The sequence below is a fragment of the Streptomyces sp. CB02400 genome, from assembly GCF_001905725.1.
In the GTDB taxonomy this organism is placed as follows: Bacteria; Actinomycetota; Actinomycetes; order Streptomycetales; family Streptomycetaceae; genus Streptomyces; species Streptomyces atrovirens.
In genome coordinates, this window is record NZ_LIWB01000001.1 from 687,085 (window position 1) to 714,014 (window position 26,930).

24 protein-coding genes are annotated in these 26,930 nt (G+C 73.9%); 18 read left to right on the plus strand and 6 right to left on the minus strand.

Going from position 1 to position 26,930, the window contains the following annotated elements; all coding sequences use genetic code 11:
- Window positions 1–55: 55 nt before the first annotated feature.
- Both AMK33_RS02880 and AMK33_RS02885 read left to right on the plus strand, forming a co-directional pair.
- Window positions 56–676 (plus strand): hypothetical protein, encoded by a 621-nt coding sequence (locus AMK33_RS02880; RefSeq protein ID WP_073931064.1) that lies wholly within the window; start codon window positions 56–58, stop codon window positions 674–676.
- A gap of 227 nt (window positions 677–903) precedes the next feature.
- Window positions 904–1,311 carry an ATP-binding protein gene (locus tag AMK33_RS02885; RefSeq protein WP_073931065.1) on the plus strand — a complete coding sequence of 136 codons (408 nt, stop codon included), beginning with the start codon at window positions 904–906 and terminating at the stop codon, window positions 1,309–1,311.
- Between the two features lie 36 nt (window positions 1,312–1,347).
- Here the strand turns inward: AMK33_RS02885 and AMK33_RS02890 are convergent, their stop codons facing one another.
- Together AMK33_RS02890 and AMK33_RS02895 are read right to left on the minus strand one after the other, a co-directional pair.
- Window positions 1,348–2,391, minus strand: coding sequence for a DUF2637 domain-containing protein (locus AMK33_RS02890; protein WP_073931066.1), 1,044 nt, complete (start codon window positions 2,389–2,391; stop codon window positions 1,348–1,350).
- A gap of 307 nt (window positions 2,392–2,698) precedes the next feature.
- Window positions 2,699–3,559 carry a (2Fe-2S)-binding protein gene (locus AMK33_RS02895; RefSeq protein ID WP_073931067.1) on the minus strand — a complete coding sequence of 287 codons (861 nt, stop codon included), beginning with the start codon at window positions 3,557–3,559 and terminating at the stop codon, window positions 2,699–2,701.
- A gap of 167 nt (window positions 3,560–3,726) precedes the next feature.
- Here AMK33_RS02895 and AMK33_RS02900 point away from each other — a divergent pair, with 167 nt between their 5' ends.
- Window positions 3,727–4,569: a GntR family transcriptional regulator gene (locus AMK33_RS02900; RefSeq protein WP_073931068.1), complete on the plus strand. Its 843-nt coding sequence runs from the start codon at window positions 3,727–3,729 to the stop codon at window positions 4,567–4,569.
- A 201-nt stretch (window positions 4,570–4,770) separates the two neighbouring features.
- On the opposite strand, the gene AMK33_RS02905 is transcribed toward AMK33_RS02900, so the two are convergent.
- Both AMK33_RS02905 and AMK33_RS02910 read right to left on the minus strand, forming a co-directional pair.
- Entirely contained in the window at window positions 4,771–5,547 is a 777-nt protein-coding gene (locus tag AMK33_RS02905) for a hypothetical protein (RefSeq protein ID WP_073931499.1), read from the minus strand.
- A 145-nt stretch (window positions 5,548–5,692) separates the two neighbouring features.
- The gene (locus tag AMK33_RS02910; protein WP_073931069.1) at window positions 5,693–7,381 is read right to left on the minus strand and encodes a PucR family transcriptional regulator; all 1,689 of its coding nucleotides are present in this window, start codon (window positions 7,379–7,381) and stop codon (window positions 5,693–5,695) included.
- A gap of 344 nt (window positions 7,382–7,725) precedes the next feature.
- Here AMK33_RS02910 and AMK33_RS02915 point away from each other — a divergent pair, with 344 nt between their 5' ends.
- From AMK33_RS02915 to AMK33_RS02935, 5 genes are all read left to right on the plus strand, one after another.
- Complete coding sequence (locus AMK33_RS02915; RefSeq protein WP_073931070.1) at window positions 7,726–8,616, plus strand: FAD binding domain-containing protein; 891 nt, start codon at window positions 7,726–7,728, stop codon at window positions 8,614–8,616.
- The gene (locus tag AMK33_RS02920) at window positions 8,616–9,188 is read left to right on the plus strand and encodes a (2Fe-2S)-binding protein (RefSeq protein WP_073931071.1); all 573 of its coding nucleotides are present in this window, start codon (window positions 8,616–8,618) and stop codon (window positions 9,186–9,188) included. Before AMK33_RS02915 ends, AMK33_RS02920 begins: the two co-directional genes overlap by 1 nt.
- A gap of 2 nt (window positions 9,189–9,190) precedes the next feature.
- Window positions 9,191–11,575, plus strand: a complete 2,385-nt coding sequence (locus AMK33_RS02925) for a xanthine dehydrogenase family protein molybdopterin-binding subunit (RefSeq protein ID WP_073931072.1) — start codon at window positions 9,191–9,193, stop codon at window positions 11,573–11,575.
- 413 nt (window positions 11,576–11,988) lie between these two features.
- Window positions 11,989–13,446: an NCS2 family permease gene (locus AMK33_RS02930; RefSeq protein WP_073931073.1), complete on the plus strand. Its 1,458-nt coding sequence runs from the start codon at window positions 11,989–11,991 to the stop codon at window positions 13,444–13,446.
- 50 nt (window positions 13,447–13,496) lie between these two features.
- Window positions 13,497–14,648 (plus strand): XdhC family protein, encoded by a 1,152-nt coding sequence (locus AMK33_RS02935; protein ID WP_073931074.1) that lies wholly within the window; start codon window positions 13,497–13,499, stop codon window positions 14,646–14,648.
- Window positions 14,649–14,662: 14 nt separating this feature from the next.
- Here AMK33_RS02935 and AMK33_RS02940 read toward each other — a convergent pair whose 3' ends face one another.
- Window positions 14,663–15,103 carry an SRPBCC family protein gene (locus AMK33_RS02940; protein WP_073931075.1) on the minus strand — a complete coding sequence of 147 codons (441 nt, stop codon included), beginning with the start codon at window positions 15,101–15,103 and terminating at the stop codon, window positions 14,663–14,665.
- Between the two features lie 84 nt (window positions 15,104–15,187).
- Complete coding sequence (locus AMK33_RS02945; RefSeq protein WP_079194717.1) at window positions 15,188–15,964, minus strand: polysaccharide deacetylase family protein; 777 nt, start codon at window positions 15,962–15,964, stop codon at window positions 15,188–15,190.
- A 136-nt stretch (window positions 15,965–16,100) separates the two neighbouring features.
- Here AMK33_RS02945 and AMK33_RS02950 point away from each other — a divergent pair, with 136 nt between their 5' ends.
- From AMK33_RS02950 to AMK33_RS02995, 10 genes are all read left to right on the plus strand, one after another.
- Window positions 16,101–17,063, plus strand: a complete 963-nt coding sequence (locus AMK33_RS02950) for an NAD-dependent epimerase/dehydratase family protein (protein WP_073931077.1) — start codon at window positions 16,101–16,103, stop codon at window positions 17,061–17,063.
- Window positions 17,064–17,234: 171 nt separating this feature from the next.
- On the plus strand, window positions 17,235–18,872 hold the full coding sequence (locus AMK33_RS02955) for a carbamoyltransferase family protein (protein WP_073931078.1): 1,638 nt from the start codon (window positions 17,235–17,237) through the stop codon (window positions 18,870–18,872).
- Entirely contained in the window at window positions 18,869–19,873 is a 1,005-nt protein-coding gene (locus AMK33_RS02960) for a glycosyltransferase family 2 protein (protein ID WP_073931079.1), read from the plus strand. Before AMK33_RS02955 ends, AMK33_RS02960 begins: the two co-directional genes overlap by 4 nt.
- Window positions 19,870–20,595, plus strand: a complete 726-nt coding sequence (locus AMK33_RS02965) for a D-glycero-alpha-D-manno-heptose-1,7-bisphosphate 7-phosphatase (RefSeq protein ID WP_073931080.1) — start codon at window positions 19,870–19,872, stop codon at window positions 20,593–20,595. The genes AMK33_RS02960 and AMK33_RS02965 overlap by 4 nt, the downstream gene beginning before the upstream one ends.
- The gene (locus AMK33_RS02970) at window positions 20,592–21,587 is read left to right on the plus strand and encodes a glycosyltransferase family 9 protein (RefSeq protein WP_073931081.1); all 996 of its coding nucleotides are present in this window, start codon (window positions 20,592–20,594) and stop codon (window positions 21,585–21,587) included. Before AMK33_RS02965 ends, AMK33_RS02970 begins: the two co-directional genes overlap by 4 nt.
- A complete protein-coding gene (locus AMK33_RS02975) occupies window positions 21,584–22,534 on the plus strand; it encodes a glycosyltransferase (protein ID WP_073931082.1) in 951 nt (316 codons plus the stop codon). Before AMK33_RS02970 ends, AMK33_RS02975 begins: the two co-directional genes overlap by 4 nt.
- On the plus strand, window positions 22,531–23,748 hold the full coding sequence (locus tag AMK33_RS02980; protein WP_073931083.1) for a glycosyltransferase: 1,218 nt from the start codon (window positions 22,531–22,533) through the stop codon (window positions 23,746–23,748). The genes AMK33_RS02975 and AMK33_RS02980 overlap by 4 nt, the downstream gene beginning before the upstream one ends.
- Complete coding sequence (locus tag AMK33_RS02985; protein ID WP_073931084.1) at window positions 23,748–24,359, plus strand: D-sedoheptulose-7-phosphate isomerase; 612 nt, start codon at window positions 23,748–23,750, stop codon at window positions 24,357–24,359. The genes AMK33_RS02980 and AMK33_RS02985 overlap by 1 nt, the downstream gene beginning before the upstream one ends.
- The gene (gene rfaE2 / locus AMK33_RS02990) at window positions 24,356–25,846 is read left to right on the plus strand and encodes a D-glycero-beta-D-manno-heptose 1-phosphate adenylyltransferase (RefSeq protein WP_073931500.1); all 1,491 of its coding nucleotides are present in this window, start codon (window positions 24,356–24,358) and stop codon (window positions 25,844–25,846) included. The genes AMK33_RS02985 and rfaE2 overlap by 4 nt, the downstream gene beginning before the upstream one ends.
- Complete coding sequence (locus AMK33_RS02995; protein WP_073931085.1) at window positions 25,843–26,853, plus strand: glycosyltransferase family 9 protein; 1,011 nt, start codon at window positions 25,843–25,845, stop codon at window positions 26,851–26,853. Before rfaE2 ends, AMK33_RS02995 begins: the two co-directional genes overlap by 4 nt.
- Window positions 26,854–26,930: the final 77 nt, after the last annotated feature.

Sequence of the window (26,930 nt, forward strand, 5' to 3'; positions counted from 1 at the left end):
CCGACACGGCGTACCGCCTCGCCCTTCCATCACGCACACCTCACGGGGGACACCCATGCCCATGCGCACCCGCGCCGCCACCCTCGCGGCGCTCACCGTCGCCACCCTCGCCGTCGGTACGGCACTCACCGCGCCGGCCGGCGCCGCGCCGGAGACCGCCGCACCGCCCAGGTTCCTCGCGGCCTCCGAGCTGCCCCCGCACCCGTCGTCCACCTGGACCGCGGGCCCGGTCACCGACGGCTTCCCGGTGGAGCTCGCCTACTGTCTCGGCGAGGGCGTGCCGGCGTACGACTACCGGCACCGCGTCTTCCACACCGATCTGGACACCGGCGCCGTACAGACCACCGTCGTCACCGGCTCCGCCGCCAAGGGCAAGGCGCTGGCGGCCCTGCTGAACAAGGAGATCCGTTCCTGCGCCGACCGGATCGAGCAGTCCTCCCCGGACGTCGAGGCCGAGGGCCGGTACTACGGTTCGCTGCCGGTCGAGGAGGGCGCGCAGGTGCACGGGCTGCACACCGAGACCTCCTGGGGTGCCACGGACATCCACCTGCTCTCCGTGGGACGCGACGGGAAGACCGTGACCGTCGTCGGCTGGGGGCAGCTGGGCGACTTCGACGACGCCCCGGTGGGCGCGTTCAAGAAGACGACGAAGAAGGCCGTCGACAAGCTGTACTGAGGCCGCACGGCCGCCACGACCACCATGGGAAGCCGGGGTCGTCCTCTCGCCACGGGGGTCGGGAGGACGGCCCCGCGCGTTCGTGTGTCCATCTGCGTGGCCATCGCACTTCGGCCAACTACCGTTCGTGACCGTCCGGCATGACTGGCGCGTGGTTGACCGGGCAAGGATTCCCGTGAAGGTGTTCGAGCACAGGGGGAATCGACATCGGCACGCGGGCGGGGGCCATGAAGAGTCAGGCTTCGGCGGATCGGCTGAGGCGCACACTGGGGCGTGCGGATCTGCGGGCGGTGCCCGAGTCACGCAGGGCACTGCGGGAACTGCTCAGACACTGGGGGACACCGGAACGCTCCGAGGTCGCGGAACTGCTCACCAGCGAGCTCGTCACCAACGCGCTCGTCCACACCGGCTGTGAGGCGGTCCTCACGGTCACCGTCCGGCCCCGTGGATTACGGGTGGAGGTACGGGACTTCGTGGACCGCGAGCCCCGGCCGCGGGCACCGAGCGTCGACGACGGCACGCACGGAAGGGGCCTGGTGCTGGTCGAGTCCCTCGCCGACGGATGGGGCGTCAGGAAGCACCGGGTGGGCAAGTCCGTCTGGTTCGAACTCGACGCGGACGCGAACGCGGCCTGAAGGGGGCGGACCGCACCCTTCAGGCCGCGACAGGCGTCAGCCGAACTGCTGCTCCAGGTCCTTGAGCTTGCGCTCCAGGGAGTCCAGGCGCGGCAGGGCCTGGGTGTCGTCCTCGGCGGTGAGGTCGACGGTCTTCGGGTCAGCGCCGGTGCGCACCGGCTGCAGGGAGGGACGCGCGCGGACGGGCAGGGCCTCCGGCGCCGATATGGCAGGCTCCGCGGAGACCACGTCGGAGTCGCGCTCCACCGTCGGCGCCTCCAGCTCGCGTCCGCCGCCCCGGCCCACGAAACCGCGGTGGCCACGGCTGATCGCCTTCAGCCGGGCCCGCTCCATACGCTGCTGGTCCCGCCTGCGCTGCTTCGCCGCCACCTTGCGGGCCTTGTCCTCGCGCACTTCCTCGACCGCCTCGTCGAGGCTGCGCACGTTCTCCAGCAGCATCAGCGACCAGGCCCCGTACGTCTCCCGGGGGGCGCGCAGCCAGCGGACGATCCGGATCTGCGGCAACGGGCGCGGTACCAGGCCCTGTTCGCGCAGGGCGGCCCGGCGGGTCTGCTTCAGCGCGCGGTCGAACAGGACCGCCGCCGACAGGGACATGCCCGCGAAGAAGTGCGGGGCGCCCGCGTGTCCGAGGCCCCGGGGAGCGTGCACCCAGTTGAACCAGGCCGCGGCGAAGGCGAACGTCCACACCAGTATCCGCGAGCCGAGGGCCGCGTCACCGTGGCTGGCCTCGCGCACGGCGAGCACCGAGCAGAACATCGCCGCGCCGTCCAGGCCGAAGGGGACGAGGTACTGCCAGCCGCCGGACAGGCCGAGGTTCTGTTCGCCGAAGCCGACCAGGCCGTGGAAGGAGAGCGCGGCGGCCACCGCCGCACAGCAGAACAGCAGGACGTAGGAGACGGTGCCGTAGAGGGCCTCCTTGCGCCTGCGGCGTTCCTCGCTGCGCTCCCACGAGTCGTCCGCGCTCGTGCTCTTGACCGAGGAGCGCTTCCCGCGCGCCAGCACCGCCACCGCCGTCAGCATGCCCAGGAGCAGCACGGCGCCCGGAAGCAGCCAGTTCAGCGATATGTCGGTCAGTCTCATCTAAGGGGTCCCTTGCATTGGGATAGGGCGTGCAACGCCCGCCATAGTGGCCCAACTCCAGTGGCCCTCAGGGGGTTTCGGGGCAAGAGGCCGCCAAGGAGGTGCGAGGGGGGTGCCCAGGGCGACGTTCTGCTCGAACTGCCGCTCGAAGGGCGGGAGTTGAGTTCGAGTGAAGACTACCCGTACGGGTGGTTCCACGGATAGTTCCCGTGACGGGTGAGGGAATTGTGAATCCCCTGTGACCTCTGTGACCCGCTGACCGGATGATCTTACCTGCCGGGCGGGGGTGCCGGAGTCCGACGCGGCGTCAACTCGCCTGCGCGACCAGCTCGGTGGCCCGCCTCCCGGCCCCTCCGGTGGCGCAGGTGCGCGGGCAGGTGGCGCAGATGTCCGCGGGGCGCAGGGTGTAGAACATGCAGCAGCTCACCCGGTCCCGGGTGACGGGCGCCGGTTCCCCGTCGGGCCCGGTCGGCCGGCGGAAGGCCGCCGCGCCGACGTACGGCTTGGTCGCGCCCGGCAGCAGCAGCTCCAGCTCCCGCAGCCCCCGCTCCTCCTCACCGAGCAGCTGGGAGACGTACCGCAGGCTCTCGACGACCTCGTCGGTCGCCATGCCCCACAGGGCCCGGCCGCGACGCCGCATCCGGGGGCCGAAACCGGCCAGCACGGGTTCGAGGTGCTGGGCGACCGCCTCGCGCACCGTCGCCCGCAGTGCCTCCTCGTCGGGCACCACGCGGGCGCCGGGCAGCGCGGCGGCGGGGTCGTCGGGCAGGCAGGCGAAGCCGTCGGGCCGTACGGCCATGCGGCCGATGGCGAGGCCGGCGGCGGTGCGGTCGAACGAGACGTGCGTCACGGGGTAGTACGGCACGCGGCGGTGCAGGAACCACGGCACGGTGATCAGCAGGCAGGCGGGCCAGGCGTAGCGGTGCAGACCGAAGCTGGCGATCACGTCCGGGCGGCCCCGCTGCCCGTAGTCCCGCAGCACTTGGGTGTCGTCCCAGGCGAGGAAACGCTCCTGCTCGGACCCGCCCTCGGCGAGACCGGACGCGGCGACCCAGCCGCCGCCCGTGGGTGCGGCCTCGCCGGTGCCGAGTTCGGTGACGGCCAGGGCGGGGAGGGCCTCCGCCAGGCGGGCGTACGCGTCCGCGACGGCCGAACCGGGCACGGGCATGGGACCACCCCTTCACGTCTCGAGAAGCAGGGCAATAAAGGTAAGGCTCACCTTACCGAACATTGTCGCGATGTGAACCGGCGCCCCTGTGCGCTTAAGGTGCTTGACGGACAGGTGACAACCCGCCGTAATGACCTCAAGTACCGAAACGTCCGCAGGAGGACCTTGTGAAGCAGGGCACGCAGGGGTCCGCCGTGACGGGGGACGCGGCGACCGGGCCGGCCGCCGTGGGGCGGTTCCGGATTCCCGTCCAGCCGGCGGCGCAGGGTGCGGAGCCGGAGCGTGATCGGGGTGACCGGCGTGACCGGCCGGGCTGTGCCGAGGGGGGTGCCGTGCGCGGTGAGCACACGCACGGCGAGACCGCCCTTCCGCGGCCCCGGGCCGCCGTCCAGCGGTCCTCCGTGCGCGGGCAGGTCCTCGACGCCCTGCGCACCGCGCTGGTGACGGGTGACCTGCGGCCCGGTGAGGTGTACTCGGCCCCTGTGCTGGCGGAGCGGTTCGGGGTTTCCGCGACGCCCGTCCGGGAGGCAATGCAGCAGCTCACGCTGGAGGGTGCGGTCGAGGTCGTGCCCAACCGGGGGTTCCGGGTCGTCGAGCGGGGGGCGCGGGAGCTGGCCGAGCTCGCCGAGATCCGGGCGTTGATCGAGATGCCGGTGATGATGCGGTTGGCGCGGACGGTGTCCGCCGAGCGGTGGGCCGAGCTGCGGCCGCTCGCGGAGGCCACGGTCCGGGCGGCGTCCTCCGGGTGCCGGGCCACGTACGCGGAGGCCGATCGGGCCTTTCACCGGGCGGTGCTCGGGCTCGCGGGCAACGAGCAGCTGGTCCGTATCGCGGAGGATCTGCACCGGCGTGCGCAGTGGCCGCTGGTGGGGGGTGCTTCCGGTGGCCGCGGGCGGGCGGAGCTGGTGGCTGACGCCCATGAGCACACGGCGCTGCTGGACGCGTTGATCGCGGGGGATTTCGATGTGGTGCGCTCGTTGGTGGGGGAGCATTTCAACGAGGCGGTGTGAGGGTGCCGGGTTTTTCCGCCCCGCCGCCCCTTCCCTTCCCGTTCCTGGGGGCTGCGCCCCCAGACCCCCTTTCGGCCCTGGACGGGCCTCTTCCTCAAACGCCGGACGGGCTGATTTCAGCCCGTCCGGCGTTTGAGGAGCGGGGGTCCGGGGGCAGCGCCCCCGGAGTCGGGACGGGAAGGGGCGGCGGGGGCGACGTCCCTACGCCGTCGCCGCCCCCGGCGGTGCCAGCTGGTGGGCGAGCCACGTAGGGACGCCTCCCAGGAGGCGGAAGAGACGGCGGGCCTCCTCGCGGAGACGGCTGGCTTCCGGTTCGGTCTCCGTGTCGGCCAGGGAGACCAGGGCCGGGGCCGTGCCGACGAGGTAGCCCAACTCCTCGCGGATGCGGAGGGATTCGGCGAATCCGTGCCGGGCCTCCGCCAACTCGCCCTCACGCAGGGCCAGTCCGGCCAGATGGCGCCAAGTCGCCGACAGCAGCAGCGGATCGGCGTGTGCGGTGGCGCCCGCGTGGGCGCGGCGGTACGCGGCCCGTGCCGCCTGCGGCGACCGGGTGAGGTTCTCGGCGATCAGCCCGCGCCGGAAGTCCAGCAGGGCCCGCCCCACCGCCCCCGGAGCGATCAGCGCCGCCGCCCGGCCGAGCGCGGCCCGCGCCTCATCCGCCCGGTCGCGTACGGAGAACAGGGTGGCGGCGTAGGCCAAGTACCCGCGTTCACAAGCGGCCGCCCCCCGCTCGTCGTCCGTGTGCGCCAGTGCCTCGGCCGTACGCAGCGCGTCCTCGGCCTCCCCCCACCCCGCCTCGGTGTACAGACACCGCTCCACCAGCAGCGACGCCCGCTGCAGCGCCGCCTCCGGGCCGACGGGTTCGAGCAGGGCGGCGGCGTCGGCCCAGCAGGCACGGGAGCGCAGTCGCCACACCGCCGTCTGGAGGGGATCGTCATCGGCGGTCGTTCCGTCACCGGACATGGCGGTATGCGCCACGTTGCCCTCCCCGAGCACGCCATCGAGCTGTTGAGTGGTGGCCGCATCTCAGCACGAACCACCGGGCCCGGCCAAGAGGGTGGGTGAAGGATTTCACAAAGTCCTGGATCACGGGCCCGAATCGCGGGCCCGGCTCCGGACGGGCTCAGCTCATCCGCAGCGCGAGGAAGAAGTCCAGCTTGTCCTCCAGCCGGGACAGGTCACGGCCCGTCAGCTGTTCGATGCGGCCGACGCGGTAGCGCAGCGTGTTGACGTGCAGGTGGAGACGGGACGCGCAGCGGGTCCAGGAACCGTCGCAGTCGAGGAACGCCTCCAGGGTGGGGATCAGCTCGGCGCGGTGCCGGCGGTCGTAGTCCCGCAGCGGATCGAGGAGACGGGCGGTGAAGGCACGCCGTACGTCGTCGGGGACGAAGGGCAGCAGCAGCACGTGCGAGGCCAGCTCCTGGTGGCCGGCCGCGCAGACCCGGCCCTGGCGGGCCGCGGCCACGCGCCGGGCGTGCCGTGCCTCCTCCAGCGCCCCGCGCAGCCCCTCCGCCGAGTGCACGGCGGCGGAGACGCCGAGGGTGAGCCGGCCGTCGCCGTCGAGCCCGGCCGTGAGCGGGTCGCGCACGGACGCGAGGAGCGCGTCGGCGAGGATGCCGGTACCGGAGCCGTCGTGCTCGCCGGTCACCGAGGGCAGCGGTACGAGGGCGATCGCCTCGTCGCCGGTGTGGGCCACCGCGATGCGGTCGGAGTGCTCGGGTCCCGTCGACGCCGGGTCGACCAGGATCTCCTCCAGCAGCGCCTGGGTCACCGGCCCGCCGTCGGCCTCCCCGCCGTCCCAGTCGACGCGGGCCACCACGACCTGCCAGTGCGGCGCGGTCCCCAGCCCGGGCAGCAGCACCGGCGCGGCCACCCGCAGCCGCGCCGCGATCTCGGCGGGCGCGGCGCCCGTCTGTACCAGCTCCAGCACCTCCTGCGCGAGCCGCCGCCGCACCGTGCGCGCCGCGTCCCTGCGGTCCCGCTCGACGGCGATCAGCTGGGTGACGCCGTGCAGCAGGTCCAGCCGCTCCCCGGCCCAGTCCCCGGCGTCCGCCTCGACCGCCAGCACCCAGTCCGACAGCACCGTCTCGCGCACGTCGCGCGACGTCGGCGCGGAACGCCCGCTGCCGCGCACCGGGAAGAGGCTGTACGTCGTCTGGCCCAGCGTGACCCGGTGCGGGCCGGGCCGGCCGGTGCGGGCGGCCGCCAGCTGCTCCGCGGCGAGCCGTGCGCACACGTCGGCGGGCAGCGCCGGTTCCGCCTCCCGCGACCCGGCGGCCTTCGAGCCCGCGATCAGCCGGCCGGTGGGCGACAGCAGCCAGGCCCGCAGGTCCAGGTCGGAACCGAGCAGGTCCAGTACGACATCGGGGCCGCCGCCCGCCGGACCGGAGGTCATCATCCGCCGATGCCGGTCCACCACGGCCGCCAGGTCCCCGGCGCGCTCGCCGGACACCTGCCGTACGACGTGCTCGGTGATGGTCGCGAAGGCCACCGACTCGTGCACCTCGAACAAGGGCAGCCGGTGCCGCGCACAGGCCACGACCAGGTCGTCCGGGACGTAGCCGAACTCCGCCGTACCGGCCGCGACGGCGGCCACCCCGGCCTGCGCCAGGCTCCGTACGAACGGCTCGGAGTCCGCCGCGTCCCGGCGCCAGGCAAGGCCCGTGAGCACCAGTTCCCCGCCGGAGAGATAGCGGCTGGGGTCCCTCAGATCGGTGGTCATCACCCCGCGCACACCGCGTTCCAGCTCGTCCTCGCCGCCGAGCAGCTTCAGGCCCAGCGCGTCGGTGTCCAGCAGTGCGCGCAGCCGCATTCTCGTCTCCGTCGTTTCTTGTCTCGATAGCTGTGGTGGACCATGGAGGGGTCTTCCGGAGAGGGCCCGTCGGGTGGCTGATCAGCGGTGTCGGCCGTGTCCTGGACCGTGTCCCCTGTTTCCGGAGGAAGGTGGGGAGGCTACAGAGGACCTCCGTTCATACGAATCTACAAGATGCCCTCGCTGGCCAGCCAACTCCTTCATGGTTTCCGTGACTGACCCCAGCGGAGCGCACGGCGGTGTACTGGCCGCACTCCGAGTGAACCGCACAGGAACGAGCCGGGCCCGCCGCACACGGATTGGCTTGATCCGTACGCCCCACGAGACGAAGAAGAGAGCCGGTCATGGACTTCCTTCGCCCCGCCAGCTGGGAGGAGGCGCTCGCCGCGAAGGCCGAGCACCCCGCCGCTGTGCCGATTGCGGGTGGCACCGACGTGATGGTCGAGATCAACTTCGACCACCGCCGGCCCGAGTACCTGATGGACCTGAACCGCGTCGGCGACCTGTACGAATGGGAGGTCGGCGAGGACAGCGTACGGCTCGGTGCCTCCGTCCCGTACTCGAAGATCATGGAGCACCTGCGCGCCGAGCTGCCGGGTCTCGCCCTCGCCTCCCACACGGTCGCCTCCCCGCAGATCCGCAACCGCGGCGGCGTCGGCGGCAACCTCGGCACCGCCTCCCCGGCCGGCGACGCCCACCCGGCGCTGCTCGCCGCCGGCGCCGAGGTCGAGGTGGAGTCGGTGCGCGGGTCGCGCCGCATCCCCATCGACGCGTTCTACACCGGCGTGAAGCGCAACGCGCTGGCGCCCGACGAGCTGATCCGCGCCGTCCACATCAAGAAGGCCGAAGGACCCCAGCAGTACTCCAAGGTCGGCACCCGCAACGCCATGGTCATCGCCGTGTGCGCCTTCGGCCTTGCCCTGCATCCCGGGACGCGGACGGTGCGTACGGGGATCGGTTCGGCCGCTCCCACGCCCATCCGGGCGCAGGCCGCCGAGGAGTTCCTGAACGCGGCGCTGGAGGAGGGCGGCTTCTGGGACAACGGGAAGATCATCACCCCCTCCGTCGCGAAGCGGTTCGCCGACCTGTGCGCCGGCGCCTGCAACCCGATCGACGACGTGCGCGGCACCGCGAGCTACCGCCGTCACGCGGTCGGTGTCATGGCCCGCCGCACCCTGACCTGGACCTGGGAGTCGTACCGCGACGCCCGCCGCATCACGGAGGGAGCCGCGTAATGCGCATCGACTTCACCGTCAACGGACGCCCCCAGGAGGCCGACGACGTCTGGGAGGGCGAGTCCCTGCTGTACGTGCTGCGCGAGCGGCTCGGCCTGCCCGGTTCCAAGAACGCCTGCGAGCAGGGTGAGTGCGGATCGTGCACCGTCCGGCTCGACGGCGTGCCCGTGTGCTCCTGTCTCGTCGCCGCCGGTCAGGTCCAGGGCCGCGAGGTCGTCACCGTGGAGGGCCTGGCGGACTTCGCCGAGCAGCGCTCCTGCGGCACCGGCACCCGCGGCACCTCGCTGGACGAGGCCAAGGGGTGGCAGGCCGAGGGCACCGACTCGCAGACCGGCGAGGGCGGCGAGCTCTCCCCGGTCCAGCAGGCGTTCATCGACGCCGGCGCCGTCCAGTGCGGCTTCTGCACGCCGGGTCTGCTGGTCGCCGCCGACGAGATGCTGGAGCGCAACCCCGACCCGACCGACGCGGACATCCGCGAGGCCCTGTCGGGCAACCTGTGCCGCTGCACCGGCTACGAGAAGATCATGGACGCGGTCCGCCTGGCCGCCGCCCGCCAGTCCGAGGGGGTCTGAGCATGCCGACGAACGGTGTTCCCACCAAGATCACGCAGGGCTCGGGGACCAGGGGCGGCATCGGCGAGTCCACCCTCCGCCCGGACGGCACCCTCAAGGTCACCGGCGAGTTCGCGTACTCCTCCGACATGTGGCACGAGGACATGTTGTGGGGCCACATCCTGCGCTCCACCGTCGCCCACGCCGAGATCGTGTCGATCGACACCAGTGAGGCCCTCGCCACCCCCGGCGTCTACGCCGTGATGACGTACGACGACCTGCCGACCGATGTGAAGAACTACGGTCTGGAGATCCAGGACACCCCCGTCCTCGCGCACGGCAAGGTCCGCCACCACGGCGAACCGGTCGCGATCGTCGCCGCCGACCACCCGGAGACCGCCCGCCGCGCCGCCGCCAAGATCAAGGTCGACTACCGAGACCTCCCCGTCATCACCGACGAGGCCTCCGCCACCGCACCCGACGCGGTCCTCGTCCACGAGAACCGCGACGACCACCACAGCGGCCACGTCCCGCACCCCAACATCGTCCACCGTCAGCCCATCGTGCGCGGCGACGTGGACGCGGCCCGGCGCCGCGCGGACGTGATCGTCGAGGGCGAGTACACCTTCGGCATGCAGGACCAGGCCTTCCTCGGCCCCGAGTCCGGCCTCGCCGTGCCCGAGGAGGACGGCGGCGTCCACCTCTACATCGCCACCCAGTGGCTCCACTCCGACCTGCGCCAGATCGCGCCCGTCCTCGGCCTGCCCGAGGACAAGGTACGGATGACCCTGGCCGGCGTCGGCGGCGCGTTCGGCGGACGCGAGGACCTGTCGATGCAGATCCACGCCTGCCTGCTGGCCCTGCGCACCGGCAAGCCCGTCAAGATCGTCTACAACCGTTTCGAGTCCTTCTTCGGCCACGTCCACCGCCACCCGGCCAAGCTGTTCTACGAGCACGGCGCCACGGCGGACGGCAAGCTGACCCACGTCAAGTGCCGCATCGTCCTCGACGGCGGCGCGTACGCCTCCGCCTCCCCGGCCGTGGTCGGCAACGCCTCCTCGCTCGGCGTCGGCCCGTACGTCGTCGACGACGTCGACATCGAGGCCGTCGCCCTCTACACCAACAACCCGCCCTGCGGCGCCATGCGCGGCTTCGGCGCGGTGCAGGCGTGTTTCGCGTACGAGGCGCAGATGGACAAGCTGGCGGCGCGGCTCGGCATCGACCCGGTGGAGCTGAGGCAGCGCAACGCCATGGAGCAGGGCACGCTCATGCCCACCGGGCAGCCCGTCGACTCCCCGGCACCGGTCGCCGAACTCCTGCGCCGCGTCAAGGCGATGCCCATGCCACCGGAGCGCCAGTGGGAGTCCAGCGAGGGCGCCGACGTGCGCCAGCTCCCGGGCGGCCTGTCCAACACCACGCACGGCGAAGGCGTCGTACGCGGTGTCGGCTACGCGGTCGGCATCAAGAACGTCGGCTTCTCCGAGGGCTTCGACGACTACTCCACCGCGCGGGTGCGGATGGAGGTGGTCGGCGGGGAGCCGATCGCCACCGTGCACACCGCGATGGCGGAGGTCGGCCAGGGCGGTGTCACCGTCCACGCGCAGATCGCCCGCACCGAGCTGGGCGTCGGTCAGGTGACCATCCACCCGGCCAACACACAGGTGGGTTCGGCCGGTTCGACCTCCGCGTCGAGGCAGACGTACGTCACCGGCGGCGCGGTCAAGAACGCCTGCGAACTGGTCCGCGAGAAGGTGCTGGAACTCGGCCGGCGCAGGTTCGGGTCGTACCACCCGGCCTGGGCGAGTGCCGAACTCCTGCTGGAGGGCGGCAAGGTCGTCACCGACGGCGGCGAGGTGCTCGCCGACCTGGTGGACGTCCTCGGTGACGAGGCCGTCGAGGTCGAGGAGGAGTGGCGGCACCGGCCGACCGAACCCTTCGACCTGCGCACCGGCCAGGGCAACGGCCACGTCCAGTACTCCTTCGCCGCGCACCGCGCCGTCGTCGAGGTCGACACCGAACTCGGCCTGGTGAAGGTCATCGAACTGGCCTGCGCGCAGGACGTCGGCAAGGCGCTCAACCCGCTGTCCGTCATCGGCCAGATCCAGGGTGGCACCACCCAGGGCCTGGGCGTGGCGGTCATGGAGGAGATCGTCGTCGACCCGAAGACCGCGAAGGTACGCAACCCGTCCTTCACGGACTACCTCATCCCCACCATCCTCGACACCCCGACCATCCCCGTCGACGTCCTGGAACTCGCCGACGACCACGCCCCCTACGGCCTGCGAGGCATCGGCGAGGCCCCCACCCTGTCCTCGACTCCCGCGGTCCTGGCAGCCATCCGCAACGCCACGGGCCTGGAGCTCAACAGAACCCCGGTACGCCCGGAACACCTCACCGGGACCGTGTAACCCCTGTGCCGCCGCGGGCAATCGCGCGGCACCCCGCACAGCCCCGCCGCTCGCTGCGGGCAGCAAGCGGCACGTGGCAACACCACCCGCCGCCGCGGTCAGCGTGCGGCACCCCGCAACAACCCCACCGCCGCCGCGGTCAGCGTGCGGCACACCGCCACACCCCCGCCGCCGCTGCGGGCAGTCGTGCCTCCCCCCCCAGTGCCTTAAAGGCCTGGGAGGCGCCCCCGGGGCGGCACGGGTGGGCGCAGCGGCACCCCGACGCCGGGCAGGCGACCCCACCCCCGGTCGCCCCCAGCGCCGTACACCTGTTCGTCTCGGGCCGTCCCCCGGGTCGTGCACCTCCCCAAATCCCGACCCTGCCCCAAGCGGCAGCGTCCGGGTGCCCCTATGAACCTTGGGAGCAGGCCCACATGACCCAGCAGTCACTCGAGCCGGTGACGACCGCCGACGACGCGGGCGCGGGAACCCGCGTCCCCGCCGGCCGTTCCTGGCTCGACCGGTACTTCCACATCACCCACAGAGGATCCACCGTCGCCCGTGAAGTACGCGGCGGCGTCACCACCTTCATGGCGATGGCGTACATCCTCCTCCTCAACCCCCTCATACTCTCCGGCCAGGACGCCGCCGGAGACACCCTCGGCCGCACCGCCCTGATCACGGCGACCGCCTTCGCCGCCGCCCTCACCACGCTCCTGATGGGCTTCTTCGGCAAGGTGCCGCTCGCCCTCGCCGCCGGCCTCTCGGTCTCCGGCGTGCTCGCCTCGCAGGTCGCGCCCGTGATGACCTGGCCGCAGGCCATGGGCATGTGCGTGATGTACGGCGTGGTCATCATGCTGCTCGTGGTCACCGGCCTACGCGAGATGATCATGAACGCGATCCCGCTCGCGCTCAAGCACGCGATCACCATGGGCATCGGCCTGTTCGTCGCCCTGATCGGCTTCTACAAGGCCGGCTTCGTGCACCAGGGCGAGGCGACCCCGGTCGTCCTCGGCCCGGCGGGCGAACTGGCCGGCTGGCCGGTGCTCCTGTTCGCCGTCACCCTCCTCGCCGTCTTCATGCTCCAGGCGCGCGGCATCCCCGGCGCCATCCTGATCGGAATCGTCGGCGGCACCGTACTCGCCGTCGCGCTCAACGCGTTCGGGGTCATCGACCCGAAGCAGTGGGCGAGCGGCGCCCCCGAACTGCACGGCAGCGCGGTCTCGATGCCCGACTTCTCGGTCTTCGGGGACGTCGAGTTCGGCGGCTGGGGCGAGGTCGGCGCGATGACGGTCGGCATGATCGTGTTCACGCTCGTCCTCGCCGGCTTCTTCGACGCGATGGCGACGATCATCGGCGTCGGCACCGAGGCGAAGCTCGCCGACGACAAGGGCCGGATGCCGGGCCTGTCCAAGGCGCTGTTCATCGACGGCGCCGGCGGCGCGATCGGCGGTGTCTCCGGGGCCTCCGGGCAGACGGTGTTCGTCGAGTCGGCGACCGGCGTCGGCGAGGGGGCCCGTACCGGCCTGTCCTCCGTCGTCACCGGGCTCTTCTTCGCCGCCTGCCTGTTCTTCACCCCGCTGACGGCGATCGTGCCGGGCGAGGTCGCCGCCGCCGCGCTGGTGGTGATCGGCGCGATGATGATGATGAACGCCCGCCATGTCGACTGGGCCGACCGCGCCACCGCGATCCCGGTGTTCCTGACGGTGGTGATCATGCCGTTCACGTACTCCATCACGGCGGGTGTCGCAGCCGGGGTCATCTCGTACGCCGCGATCAAGGCCGCCCAGGGCAAGGCGCGGGAGATCGGGGCCTTCATGTGGGGCCTGACGCTGATCTTCGTCGTCTACTTCGCCCTCGCCCCGATCGAGAGCTGGCTGGGCGTGCGCTAGCCGCCGTTCGCGGGAACCTGTCACGCAACCGCAGTCGAGGAGAGCGAGAGATGCTGGACGTCGCCGAGGAACTGGACCGGTGGGCCGGGCAGGGCCGTGACTTCGCGGTGGCCACCGTGGTGGCGGTCGGCGGCAGCGCGCCCCGCCAACCTGGGGCCGCGCTCGCGGTGGACGCCGACGGCACGGCGATCGGCTCGGTATCGGGCGGTTGCGTGGAGGGCGCGGTGTACGAGCTGTGCGAGCAGGCGCTGAGGGACGGCGACACCGTCCTGGAGCGCTTCGGCTACAGCGACGAGGACGCCTTCGCCGTGGGTCTGACCTGCGGCGGGGTCATCGACATCATGGTCACACCGGTGCGGGCGGCGGACCCCGCCCGCCCGGTGCTCGCGTCCGCGCTGGCCGCCGCCGCGCGCGGGGAGGCGGTGGCGGTGGCGCGGATCGTGAGCGGCCCGGCGGAGCTGCTGGGCCGCGCGCTGACGGTCCGCCCGGACGGCTCGTACGAGGGCGGCTTCGGCGCTCACCCGGAACTGGACCGTACGGTGGCCGCCGAGGCGGGCGCCCTCCTGGACGCCGGCCGCACCGGCACCCTGGAGATCGGAGAGCAGGGCTCGCGTTGCGGAGCGCCGCTCACCCTGCTGGTCGAGTCCTCGGTGCCCCCGCCCCGGATGATCGTCTTCGGTGCGATCGACTTCGCCGCGGCACTGGTCCGGGTGGGCAAGTTCCTCGGCCACCACGTCACGGTGTGCGACGCACGCCCCGTCTTCGCCACGAAGGCCCGCTTCCCCGAGGCCGACGAGATCGTCGTCGAGTGGCCGCACACGTACCTGGAGCGCACGCCCGTCGACGCCCGCACGGTGCTGTGCGTGCTGACCCACGACGCGAAGTTCGACGTACCGCTGCTGAAACTGGCGCTGCGGCTGCCGGTGGCGTACGTCGGCGCCATGGGCTCCCGCCGCACCCACCTGGACCGCGACGCGCGCCTGCGCGAGGTCGGCGTGACCGACCTCGAACTGGCCCGCCTCCGGTCACCGATCGGCCTGGACCTGGGCGCCCGCACCCCGGAGGAGACGGCGCTGTCCATCGCGGCGGAGATCGTCGCCGACCGGCGCGGCGGCAGCGGCGTGTCCCTCACCGGGGCCCACACCCCGATCCACCACGACAGCGGGCCCGGACCGGCGGGCCGGATCGGGTCGGTGGCCTGAGCGCCCCGGAGCCCTCAGGCCTGCCGCAGCAGCCGGTTCACCGCCCGCCCGAACACCCGGCGGCCCGCCCGTGCCAGGACCGCCTCGAAGGCGGAGGGCAGGAAGCGGACGCCGATGTCCTCCCGCCACACCACCCGCGCCCGGCCGCCCGGACCGGGGCGTACCTCGATCTCCGCCCAGCCGGTGACGACCCGGCCGCGCTTCTCCAGGCGGCAGAACCCCGGGGAGTCGTCCGCCGGGGGCTGCCACACCGTCACGTCCATCGGGTCGTCGAAGGAGAGCGGGCCGAGGCCCGTGCGGGCGACGATCCTCGTGCCCTCGCCGGTGGGCGGGGGAGTGGTCACCGTCATCCGGGTCAGGGGGACCGCCTCCCCGTGGCGGGGCCACGTCGTGAGTCGGCGCCAGGCCTCGTCGAGGGACAGGGGCGCCGTGCGCTGGAGCTGGAAGGTGGCCACGGGGGGATCCTAGGGAATCCGGCCCGCTCATCGACGCGTCCGGGTACGGGTCACCTGCCCGGCCCAGTCCCCGGCGCTCCGGTACTACCGGTACACCTCGCCCGGTTCCGCCTTCCCCGGGGCGAGGAGCTGAGGGACCGTGACGAACACATAGCCCCGCTTCTTCAGCTCGGCGATGATGCCGGGGACGGCCGGGACCGTGCCGTCGTAGAGGTCGTGGAGCAGGATGATGCCGTCGCGTGAGGCCTTGGCGAGGACGCGGCGGGTGATGAGGTCGGAGTCAGTGGTCGTGTAGTCCTTCGCGGTGACGCTCCACAGCACCTCCGACAGGCCCAGCTCGCGGCTGATGTCGTGCACCGTGTCGTCGGTGCGGCCCTGCGGCGGACGCATGAGGGTGGGACGGCGGCCCGTGAGGCGTTCTATCTCCTCGTCGGTGCGCTCGAGTTCCTCACGTATCTCGTCCGGTTCCAGCTCCGTCAGACGGCGGTGGGTCCAGGTGTGGTTGGCCACCTCGTGCCCCTCGTCGGCCATCCGCCGGACCAGCTCCGGGTACCGCTCGATGTGCCGCCTGCCCAGCAGGAAGAAGGTCGCCGGGACCTGTTCCTCCTTCAGGATGTCCAGCAGCCGCGCGGAGTGCTCGCTCGGCCCGGCGTCGAAGGTCAGCGCGATGCACTTGACCTCGCGGCAGTCGACGGTGCCGAAACGGGCCTGGACGTCGGTGGCGCGGACGGCGCTGGGGGCGGTCGTCTCCAGCCGCGTACAGCCGGTCAGCGCCGACGTCAGAGCCGTGGCCGCGACCACGGCCGCGGTCGCCCGGAACGCGGTCCCCGTTTTTTTCATCTTCCTGGTCAGAGAAGGCATGGCCGGACTGTACACATTGTCTATACACGGTATGTATAGTCCGTTTTGCGTGCTCTCTCGCAGGGAGGTGGGGGAGTGTGAGAGTCGTCACCGGGTTACTCGCGCCGACACGGACGACGAGAGCGAGGAGAGCCCCGTGAGCGAACACACCTGGCGCCGGGCCCTGGTGACCGGCGGAGCGGGATTCGTCGGATCCCACCTGTGCGCGCGTCTGGTCGGAGCCGGTACCGAGGTCGTGTGCCTGGACAACCTGGCCACCGGAGCCCGGACCAACATCGCCGAACTGGAACGGCACCGCGGCTTCCGCTTCGTCCGCGCCGACGCCACCGACCCCGGGGCCCTCGCCGCCCTGCCCGGCCGCTTCGACCTCGTCCTGCACTTCGCCTGCCCCGCCTCGCCCGCCGACTACCTGCGGCTGCCCCTGGAGACCCTCGACGTCGGCAGCACCGGCACCCGCAACGCCCTGGAACGGGCCCGCACCGACGGCGCGCGCCTCGTCCTCGCCTCCACCTCCGAGGTGTACGGCGACCCGCTGGAGCACCCGCAGCGCGAGACCTACTGGGGCAACGTCAATCCCATCGGGCCGCGCAGCGTCTACGACGAGTCCAAGCGCTTCGCCGAGGCCCTGGTCACCGCCCACCGCCAGGTGCACGGCACCGACACCGCCATCGTGCGCGTCTTCAACACCTACGGCCCCCGCATGCGCACCGGCGACGGCCGCGCCGTCCCCACCTTCGTCGCGCAGGCCCTGGACGGGGTGCCGCTCACCGTCGCCGGCGACGGCGGCCAGACCCGCTCCCTGTGCTACGTCGACGACACCGTCACCGGCGTCCTCGCCCTGGCCGCCTCCCGCGAGACCGGCCCCGTGAACATCGGCGGCGGCGAGGAGATCACCGTGCTGGAGCTCGCCCGCCGCATCATCGAGCTGACCGGGTCCGGCTCCCGGATCCGGTTCGTGGACCGCCCCGTGGACGACCCCGCCCGGCGCCGGCCCGACACCCGGCTGGCCCGTGAACGCCTGGGCTGGCGGCCCCGGACCGGCTGGAACGAAGGACTCGGACTCACCGTCGGCTGGTTCTCGCGGTCCGTGGCCGCCTGATCCGCCTCACCCGTCCCGACCTGCGCGGTTGCCCTACGCACGGCGCCGGTGCATACAGGTGCGTACTCATGCAAAACGGTTCGAGTTGTCTCCATGTGTTTGAGACAACTGCGAGTGCGGCACCCGCACCCCCGCAGTACTCGCTTTTCGCAGGGACGGAGCACCCTCCACATGCGCATCCTCGGTATCAACGCCCTGTTCCACGACCCCGCCGCCGCGCTGCTCGTCGACGGCCGGACGGTGGCGGCGGCCGAGGAGGAGCGCTTCAGCCGGCGCAAACACGGCAAACGCCCGCTGCCCTTCTCCGCCTGGGAACTGCCCGAGCGGTCCGCGCGCTGGTGCCTGGAACAGGCGGGGCTGAGCCCCGGGGACCTGGACGCCGTCACCTACTCCTTCGACCCGTCGCTCGCCCGGCCCGCCCGCGACCTGGGCCTCGACGACCCCTGGGACCCGCTGCGCCTGGAATACGCCCGCCGCGCCCCGGAGTTCCTCGCCGAGGCGCTGCCCGGACTCGACCCCGCCCGGGTCGTCTTCGTCCCGCACCACGTCGCCCACGCCGCCTCCGCCGGACCCGCCTCCCCGCACCCCGACAGCGCCGTCCTGGTCCTCGACGGCCGCGGGGAGGCCACCTCCCACCTGGCCGGCCGCTACCGCGACGGCAAACTCGACACCCTCGCCACCCAGGCGCTGCCCGACTCCCTCGGCCTGGTCTACGAGGAGCTCACCGCGCACCTCGGTTTCCTGCGCAGCAGCGACGAGTACAAGGTGATGGCCCTCGCCTCCTACGGCACCCCGCGCCACCTCGCCCGGCTGCGCGAGGACATCCACCCCACCGGCCACGGCGGCTTCCGCGCCCACGGCGTCGACTGGTCCGCCCTCGCCCCGCCCCGCGCGAAGGACGAACCGTGGACCCGGGACCACGCCGACCTCGCCGCGAGCGCCCAGGCCGTCCTGGAGGAGGTGCTGCTGGAGCTCGCGCACTGGCTGCACCGGGAGGCCGGCGGCGAGGCGCTCACCATGGCGGGCGGCGTCGCCCTCAACTGCGTCGCCAACTCGGCGATCGCCGCGCGCGGCCCGTACCGGAACGTGTGGGTGCAGCCCGCCGCCGGAGACGCCGGCACCGCGCTCGGCGGCGCCCTGCACCTGGCCGCGCAGGAGAGCACCCCCGAGCCCATGCCCGGCGCCGCCCTCGGGCGCGGCTGGAGCGACGACGAACTGCGCGCCTGGCTGGAGCGGGCCGCGATCCCCTACGAGACCCCCGACGACATCGCCGAGACCGTCGCGGAGGAACTGGCCCGGGACGGCATCGTCGCCTGGTTCCAGGGCCGCAGCGAGTACGGTCCGCGGGCCCTCGGCCACCGCTCCCTGCTGGCCCACCCAGGCCGCGCCGAGAACCTCGAACGGCTCAACCACGTCAAGGGCCGCGAGGAGTTCCGGCCCGTCGCCCCGATGGTCCTCGCCGACCGCGCCGCCGAACTGTTCTCCGGGGGCCCGCTGCCCAGTCCGTACATGCTCTTCGTGCACGACGTGGCGACGGAGTGGCGCGACCGCGTCCCGGCCGTCGTCCACGTCGACGGCACCGCCCGCATCCAGACCGTCGAAGAGGGACGGGAACCCCTGGTCGCGCGGATGCTGCGCGGCTTCGAACGGCGCACCGGACTGCCCGTCGTCGTCAACACCAGCCTCAACACCGCCGGCCGGCCCATGGCCGACGACCCGCGCGACGCCCTGGAGTGCTTCGGCTCCGCCCCCGTCGACCTGCTCGCGATCGGGCCCTACGCGGTGCGCAGGGGGAGGGCGTTCGGATGACGTCGTACGCCGTCGTGGTCCCCACCCTGCTGCGGGACACCCTCGCCGACTGCCTCGCCGCGCTGGCCGCGGCGCGCGGGCCGCGCCCCGACGAGATCGTCCTCGTCGACGACCGGCCCGACCCCGACCCCGCGCCCGACGCGCTGGCCCACGCGCTGACCGTCCTCGGCGACCTGCGCGAACGCACCACCACCGTCGCCACCGGCGGCCGGGGGCCCGCCGCCGCACGCAACACCGGACTGCGCGCCGTCACCACGCCCTGGGTCGCCTTCCTCGACGACGACGTCCAGGTGGGGCCGCACTGGTGCGCGCAGCTCGTCCAGGACCTCGAGGAGGCGACCCCCGACACCGCCGGCGTCCAGGGCGTCATCACCGTGCCGCTGCCCGGCGAACGCCGCCCCACCGACTGGGAACGCGGCACCGCAGGACTCACCCGGGCCCGCTGGATCACCGCCGACATGGCCTACCGCACCGAGGCCCTCGTGGAGGTCGGCGGCTTCGACGAACGCTTCCCCCGCGCCTTCCGCGAGGACGCCGACCTCGCGCTGCGCCTCCTCGACGCCGGCTGGCGCATCCGCAAGGGCCGCCGCACCACGCTGCACCCGGTGCGCTCCGCCTCCCGCTGGGCGTCGGTGGGGCAGCAGCGCGGCAACGCCGACGACGCCCTGATGCGGCACCTGCACGGCCCCGACTGGTGGGACAAGGCGGTCGCGCCGCGCGGCCGGATCCGCCGGCACGCCGCGATCACCGCCGCCGGTGCCGCCGCCTGCGCCCTCGCCGCCGCCGGACACCGCCGGGCGGCCACCGCCTGCGCGCTCGGCTGGGCCGCCGGAACCGCCGAGTTCGCCCGCGCCCGCATCGTGCCCGGGCCGCGCACCCGCGACGAGGTGACGACCATGCTGGCCACCAGCGTCGTCATCCCGCCCACCGCGACCTGGCACCGGCTGGCCGGGGCCTGGCGCCACCGCAACGCCCCGGCCTGGCAGGAGGTGGCCCGATGAGCCCGGTGAAGGCGGTGCTGTTCGACCGCGACGGCACGCTGGTCCACGACGTCCCCTACAACGCCGACCCCGGCCTGGTACGGCCCGTCGACGGCGCCCGTGCCGCGCTCGACGCGCTCCGTGCCCGCGGCATCCGCACCGGCGTCGTCACCAACCAGTCCGGCATCGCGCGCGGACTGCTCACCGAGGCCGACGCCCGCCGCGTCAACCGGCACGTCGAGGAACTCCTCGGCCCCTTCGACGTCTGGGCCATGTGCCCGCACGGCCCCGACGACGGCTGCCACTGCCGCAAACCCCGGCCGGGCATGATCCTCTGGGCCGCCGGCCGCATCTGTACGAACCCGGCCGACTGCGTCGTCATCGGCGACATCGGCGCCGACGTGGAGGCCGCGCACCGCGCCGGCGCCCACGCCGTCCTCGTCCCCACCCCGCAAACCCGCCCCGAGGAAACCTCCGCGGCCCCCCACGCGGCCCCGGACCTCACGACAGCGGTCCACCTGCTCCTGAACGCCCCACCGTGGGACGAACCCGCGGCCTCCCCACCACCCACCGGCCCGGCCGAGGACGCGTCGCCGGGGAGCACGGGCCCGGACGAGGCCGGCACCTTTGCCGCCGGGGCGGGCGCCGAAGGCCACCCGGTCGGCCCCGCCCGCGACGTACCGGCGACCCCGGCCGATCCCGCTTCCGGCGCGGAGTGCCCGCTGCGGGGGAGGTCCGTGTGAAAGCCCTCGTCACCCGGCTCGACAGCTTCGGCGACGTGCTGCTCGCCGGGCCCGCCGTGCGGGCCGTCGCCGCCCGGGCCGACAGCGTGACCCTGCTGTGCGGGCCGCACGGGGCGCCCGCCGCGCGACTGTTGCCCGGTGTGGACGAGGTGCTCGTCTGGGACTCGCCCTGGACCGGGTTCCAGCCGCCCGAGGTCAGCCGGGAGGAGATCGACGGCATCGTCGCCGCCGTCGACGCCGACAGCGCGCTGGTCCTCACCTCCTTCCACCAGTCCCCGCTGCCCACCGCCCTGCTGCTGCGGCTGGCCGGCGTCCGCTTCATCGCCGCCGACAGCGAGGACTACCCCGGCTCCCTCCTCGACGTACGCCACCACCGCGCCCCCCACGCCCACGAGGCCGAGGCCGCCCTCGAACTCGCCGAGGCCGCCGGTTTCCCCCGGGTCGACGACGGACGGCTGCGGGTGCTCCCGCCGCCCGCGACCGGGGCGCTGACCGGCTTCGAGGAAGGGGAGTACGTCGTCGTCCACCCGGGCGCCAGCGTGCCCACCCGCGCCTGGAGCCCCGACCGCTGCGCGCAGGCGGTGCGCGAACTCGCCGCCGCCGGACGCCGGGTGGTCGTCACCGGCGGCGCGGGGGAACGGGACCTGACCGCGTACGTCGCCGGCGACCGGGCCGTCGACCTCGGCGGCCGTACCGGAGCCGCCGAACTCGCCGGAGTGCTCGCCGGGGCCGCCTGCGTGGTCACCGGCAACACCGGCCCCGCCCATCTCGCCGCCGCCGTCGACACCCCGGTGGTGTCCCTGTTCGCGCCGGTCGTCCCCGCCGAGCGCTGGCGGCCGTACGGGGTGCCGTACGTGCTGCTCGGCGACCAGGACGCACCCTGCGCCGGGACCCGCGCCCGGCGCTGCCCCGTACCCGGCCATCCCTGCCTGGACACCGTGACCGCGCTCGACGTCGTCGCGGCGGTCGACAAGCTCGTGGAGGTGACATGAGGATCCTGCTGTGGCATGTGCACGGGTCGTGGACCACGGCCTTCGTGCGGGGCCCGCACACCTACGTCGTCCCCGTCACCCCGGACCGCGGACCCGACGGACTCGGCCGCGCCCGCACCTTCGACTGGCCCGACTCGGTCGTCGAGGTGCCCCCGGAGCGCCTGCGCGAGGAGGACATCGACGTCGTCGTCCTGCAACGGCCCCACGAACTCGCCCTCGTGGACCGGTGGTTGGGCCGTCGACCGCCGCTGATCTACCTCGAACACAACGCACCGCACGGCGACGTGCCCGACACCCTCCACCCCGCCGCGGACATCCCCGGCGTCACCCTCGTCCACGTCACCCACTTCAACCGCCTGATGTGGGACGACCGGGGCACCCCCGCCACCGTCGTCGAACACGGCATCGTCGACCCCGGACCGCTGTGGACCGGCGAACTCCCGCACGCCGCCGTCGTCGTCAACGAACCGGTGCGACGCGGCCGTACCACCGGCACCGACCTGCTGCCGGCCTTCGCAGACGCCGCACCCCTCGACGTGTTCGGCATGCGGACCGAGGGCCTCGCCGGCCACCTCGGCCTGCCCCCCGACCGCTGCCGCTCGTACGAACTGACGCAGGCGGAACTGCACGAGGCGCTGGCCCGCCGCCGGGTCTACGTCCACCCCGTGCGCTGGACCTCCCTCGGCCTGTCCCTGCTGGAGGCGATGCACCTCGGCATGCCCGTCGTCGCCCTCGCCACCACCGAGGTCACCGAGGCCGTACCGCCCGGCGCCGGTGTGGTGTCCAACCGTATCGACGTACTGACCGACGCCGTACGGGACTTCGTCGCCGACCCGGCGCACGCCCGCCGCACCGGTGAGCGCGCCCGCGCGACGGCGCTCGCCCGCTACGGACTGCCCCGCTTCCTGGACGACTGGGAGCGGCTGCTGAAGGAGGTGACCCGATGAGGATCGCCATGGTGTCCGAACACGCGAGCCCGCTCGCCGCACCCGGCGACGTCGACGCCGGCGGCCAGAACGTGTATGTGGCAAGGCTCAGCGAGGAGTTGGCCCGGCGCGGCCACCACGTCACCGTGTACACCCGCCGGGACGCCACCGGCCCGCCCGACCGGGTGCCGCTGCCCGGCGGAGCGGTCGTCGAGCACGTGCCCGCCGGACCGCCCGAGTCCGTGCCCAAGGACGAACTGCTGCCCCACATGCCCGCGTTCGGCGCGTACCTCGCGCGGGCCTGGCGCCGGGAGAGGCCGGACGTCGTGCACGCCCACTTCTGGATGTCCGGCCTGGCCGCCCAGCTCGGCGCGCGCCCGCACGGCATCCCGGTCGTGCAGACGTACCACGCCCTCGGCACCGTCAAGCGCCGCCACCAGGGCCGGCGGGACACCAGCCCGCCCGAACGCCTCGGCATCGAACGGCACATCGGCCGCACCTGCGCCCGCATCCTGGCCACCTGCACCGACGAGGTGAACGAACTCGCCGCCATGGGGGTGCCCGGACGGCACGTGTCGGTGGTGCCGTGCGGTGTGGACGCCGGCCACTTCCGTCCCGGCGCCGACGGCACCGCCGTACCGCCGCGCCGCGCCCGGCACCGGCTGCTCGCCTGCGGCCGGCTGGTCCGCCGCAAGGGCTACGACCAGGCCGTCCGCGCGCTGACGAGGATCCCGGACACCGAACTCGTCATCGCCGGCGGCCCCGCCACCGGACAGCTCTCCCGCGAACCGGAGGCCCGGCGGCTGTGGCACCTCGCGCACCGCGCCGGCGTCGCCGACCGGGTGCGGCTGCTCGGCGCGGTCGACCCGGACGCCATGCCCGCCCTCATCGGCAGCGCCGACCTGGTGCTGTGCACCCCCGACTACGAGCCGTTCGGCATCGTGCCGCTGGAGGCGATGGCGTGCGGTGTCCCCGTCGTCGCCACCGACGTCGGCGGCCACCGCGACAGCGTCGCCGACGGCACCACCGGCCGGCTGGTCCCGCCGCAGGACCCCGACGCGGTCGCCACCGCCGTACGGGAACTCCTCGCCGACGAGCCGCTCCGCCGCCGCCACGGCACCGCCGGACGCGCACGCGTGCTCGCCCACTACACCTGGGACCGCGTCGCCGACGGCGTCGAGGACGTCCACCGGCAGGTGCTCACCGCACACACGACACCGGAAGAGGTGGCCTGATGACCGTGCACCCGCCCGTGACCGGACACTGCGACGAACTCCAGGACGCCCTGCGGGCGTTCCGCGACTCCGCACACATCACCGAGCGGTGGGGCGAGCGGCTCGTGGACGTGCTCGCCGGCGGCGGCCGGCTGCTGGCCGCGGGCAACGGCGGCAGCGCGGCCCAGGCGCAGCACCTGACCGCGGAACTCGTCGGCCGCTACCGCGACGACCGGCCCGCGTTCTCCGCGATCGCCCTGCACGCCGACACCTCCAGCACCACCGCCATCGCCAACGACTACGGCGTGGACGCGGTGTTCGCCCGCCAGGTCCGCGCCCACGGCCGGCCCGGCGACGTCCTGATGCTGCTGTCCACCAGCGGCGCCAGCGCCAACCTGCTGTCCGCCGCCGACGCCGCCCGCGCGGCCGGGGTGCGCGTGTGGGCCCTCACCGGACCCGCCCCCAACCCGCTGACGGCGGGCAGCGACGAGGCCCTGTGCGTGGAGGCGCCCACGTCGGCCACCGTCCAGGAACTCCACCTGGTGGCGGTGCACATGGTGTGCGCGGCGTTCGACGCGGCGCTGGAGAGCGGAAGGTGGCGCGCACCGGCCGACCGGCGGGAGGCCTCATGAGCGGCAAGGCACCCCTGCTCGTCGTCGGCGACGCCCTCCTCGACCGCGACCTGACCGGCCACGCCGCCCGGCTCGCGCCCGACGCGCCCGTGCCGGTGGTCGACGACTACGGCGAGGCGACCCGGCCCGGCGGCGCCGCCCTCACCGCGTACCTCGCCGCCCGCGACGGCCGCGAGGTCACCCTGGTGGCCGGTGCGGGCGACGACCCCGCGAGCCGGGAACTGAAACGGCTCCTGGCGCCCTGGGTCACGCTGATCCCACTGCCGCTGAGCGGCCCGCTGCCGGAGAAGACCCGGGTACTGGCGGCGGACCGGCCCGTGGCCCGCCTCGACCGCGGGGACGGGCGGGCCCGCGAGGCCACCGAGGAGGCCCGCGAGGCCGTTCTCGCCGCGCCCCACGTCCTGGTCTCCGACTACGGCCGGGGCACCGCCGACCGGCTGCGCGACGTGCTGGCCGCCCGGCCCCCGCTGGTCTGGGACCCGCACCCGCGCGGCGGCCCCCCGGTGCCCGGCACCCGCCTGGTCACCCCGGCCGAGAAGGAGGCACACGCCGTCGTCTCCGCGGACGGCATCCCGCGTCGTGATCTCGCCGCCGTCGCCCTTGCGGACGGCGCCCCGCGCGGGGATTTCGCCGCCGTCGCCCCTTCGGACGGCATCCCGCGTCGTGATTCCGCCGCTGTCACCTCTGCGGACGGCGCCCCACGGAGGGACCTCGCCGCCGTCACCCGCAGCGCCGCCACGCTCGTACGGCAGTGGCGGGCCGGAGCCGTCGCGGTCACCCTCGGCGCGCGCGGCGCCCTCCTCTCCTACGGCGAGCACCCGCTGCTCGTCCCGGCCGCGTCCGTCCACCACAACGACAGCTGCGGCGCCGGCGACCGGTTCGCCGCCACCGCGGCCGGGCTGCTCGCCGACGGGGCGTTGGTGGGGGAGGCCGTCGAGGGCGCCGTCGCCGCCGCGACCGGCTTCGTCGCGGCGGGCGGCGCGGGCGCCGTGCCCCGGCCCGACACCCCGCCCCCACGACCGGCCGACGGCGACGACCCGTTCGCCCTCGCGGACCGCGTCCGCTCCGCCCACGGCACCGTCGTCGCGGCGGGCGGCTGCTTCGACCTGCTGCACGCCGGGCACGTCGGCCTGCTCCAGGCCGCCCGCGAGCTGGGCGACTGCCTCGTCGTCTGCGTCAACTCCGACGCCTCCGTACGGCGTCGCAAGGGCGCGGGCCGTCCGGTCAACCCGCTCACCGACCGCGTCCGCGTGCTGCGCGCCCTCGCCTGCGTCGACGCCGTCGCCGTCTTCGACGAGGACACTCCCGAACGCCTCCTGTCCGGCCTGCGCCCCGACGTCTGGGTCAAGGGCGGCGACTACGCCGCCACCGACCTGCCCGAGGCGCCCCTCCTGGAGGAGTGGGGCGGCCAGGCGGTCCTCCTGCCGTACCTGAACGGCCGCTCCTCCACCGGCCTGCTGACCCGCGCCGCGGAGGCCCCGCGATGAAGGGGACGCGTGCACAGACGCACACACAGACGCACACACAGCGGCCACGGGTCCTGGCCCTGCGGGCCCTCGGGCTCGGCGACCTGCTCGCCGGGGTTCCCGCGCTGCGGGCGCTGCGGCGGGGGTTCCCCGGGCACGAACTCGTACTGGCGGCGCCCGCCGCACTCGCCCCGGTCGCCGAGGCCACGGGAGCGGTGGACCGGCTGCTGCCCGCCGCCGCGCCCGGACGGGCCGTACCCCGCGCCCTCGACTGGACCGGCCCGCCCCCGGACGTCGCCGTGGACCTGCACGGCAACGGGCCGCCCAGCCACCGCCTGCTGCAGGAACTGCGCCCCCTGCGGCTGCTCGCGTTCGCGCACCCGGAGGCCCCGGAGATCGAGGGCCCGCCCTGGTACGCGGACGAACACGAACGGGACCGCTGGTGCCGGCTGCTCCGCTCGTACGGCATCGACGCCGACCCCGCCGACCTGCTGCTGCCCCGCCCGCACGCCGCGTCCCCCGCCCCCGGCGCGGTCGTCCTGCACCCCGGCGCGGGAGCGCCCGCGCGGTGCTGGCCCGTGGAGCGGTACGCGACCGTCGCCGGGGCCCTGCACGAGCGCGGGCTGCGGGTGGTGGTCACCGGGGGAGCGGACGAGGACGACCTGGTGGCGCGGCTCGCCAAGGAGGCCCGGCTGCCCGACACCGACGTCTTCGCCGGCGGCCTGCCCTTCGACCGGCTCTCCGCGCTCGTCGCCGGCGCCCGCGCCGTCGTCAGCGGCGACACCGGCATCGCCCACCTGGCGGTCGCCCACGCCACCCCGACGGTCACCCTCTTCGGCCCCGTCCCGCCCACCCAGTGGGGCCCGCCCGAACACCCCCGCCACCTCCCCCTGTGGCACGGCCCGAAGGGCGACCCCCACGGCCGGCACCCCGACCCGGCCCTCCTCCGCATCACCCCCGCCGAGGTCCTGCACGCCCTCGACCGACTCCCCGACAACCGGCCCTCGACACGAGGGGCCACACCATGACCGTCCCGCCCGCGGGTCGCGGATGTGTGCGGCCGGTCGGCGGCCTGCTTCTGGGAGGGGTTCGCGCGTTGACCGTC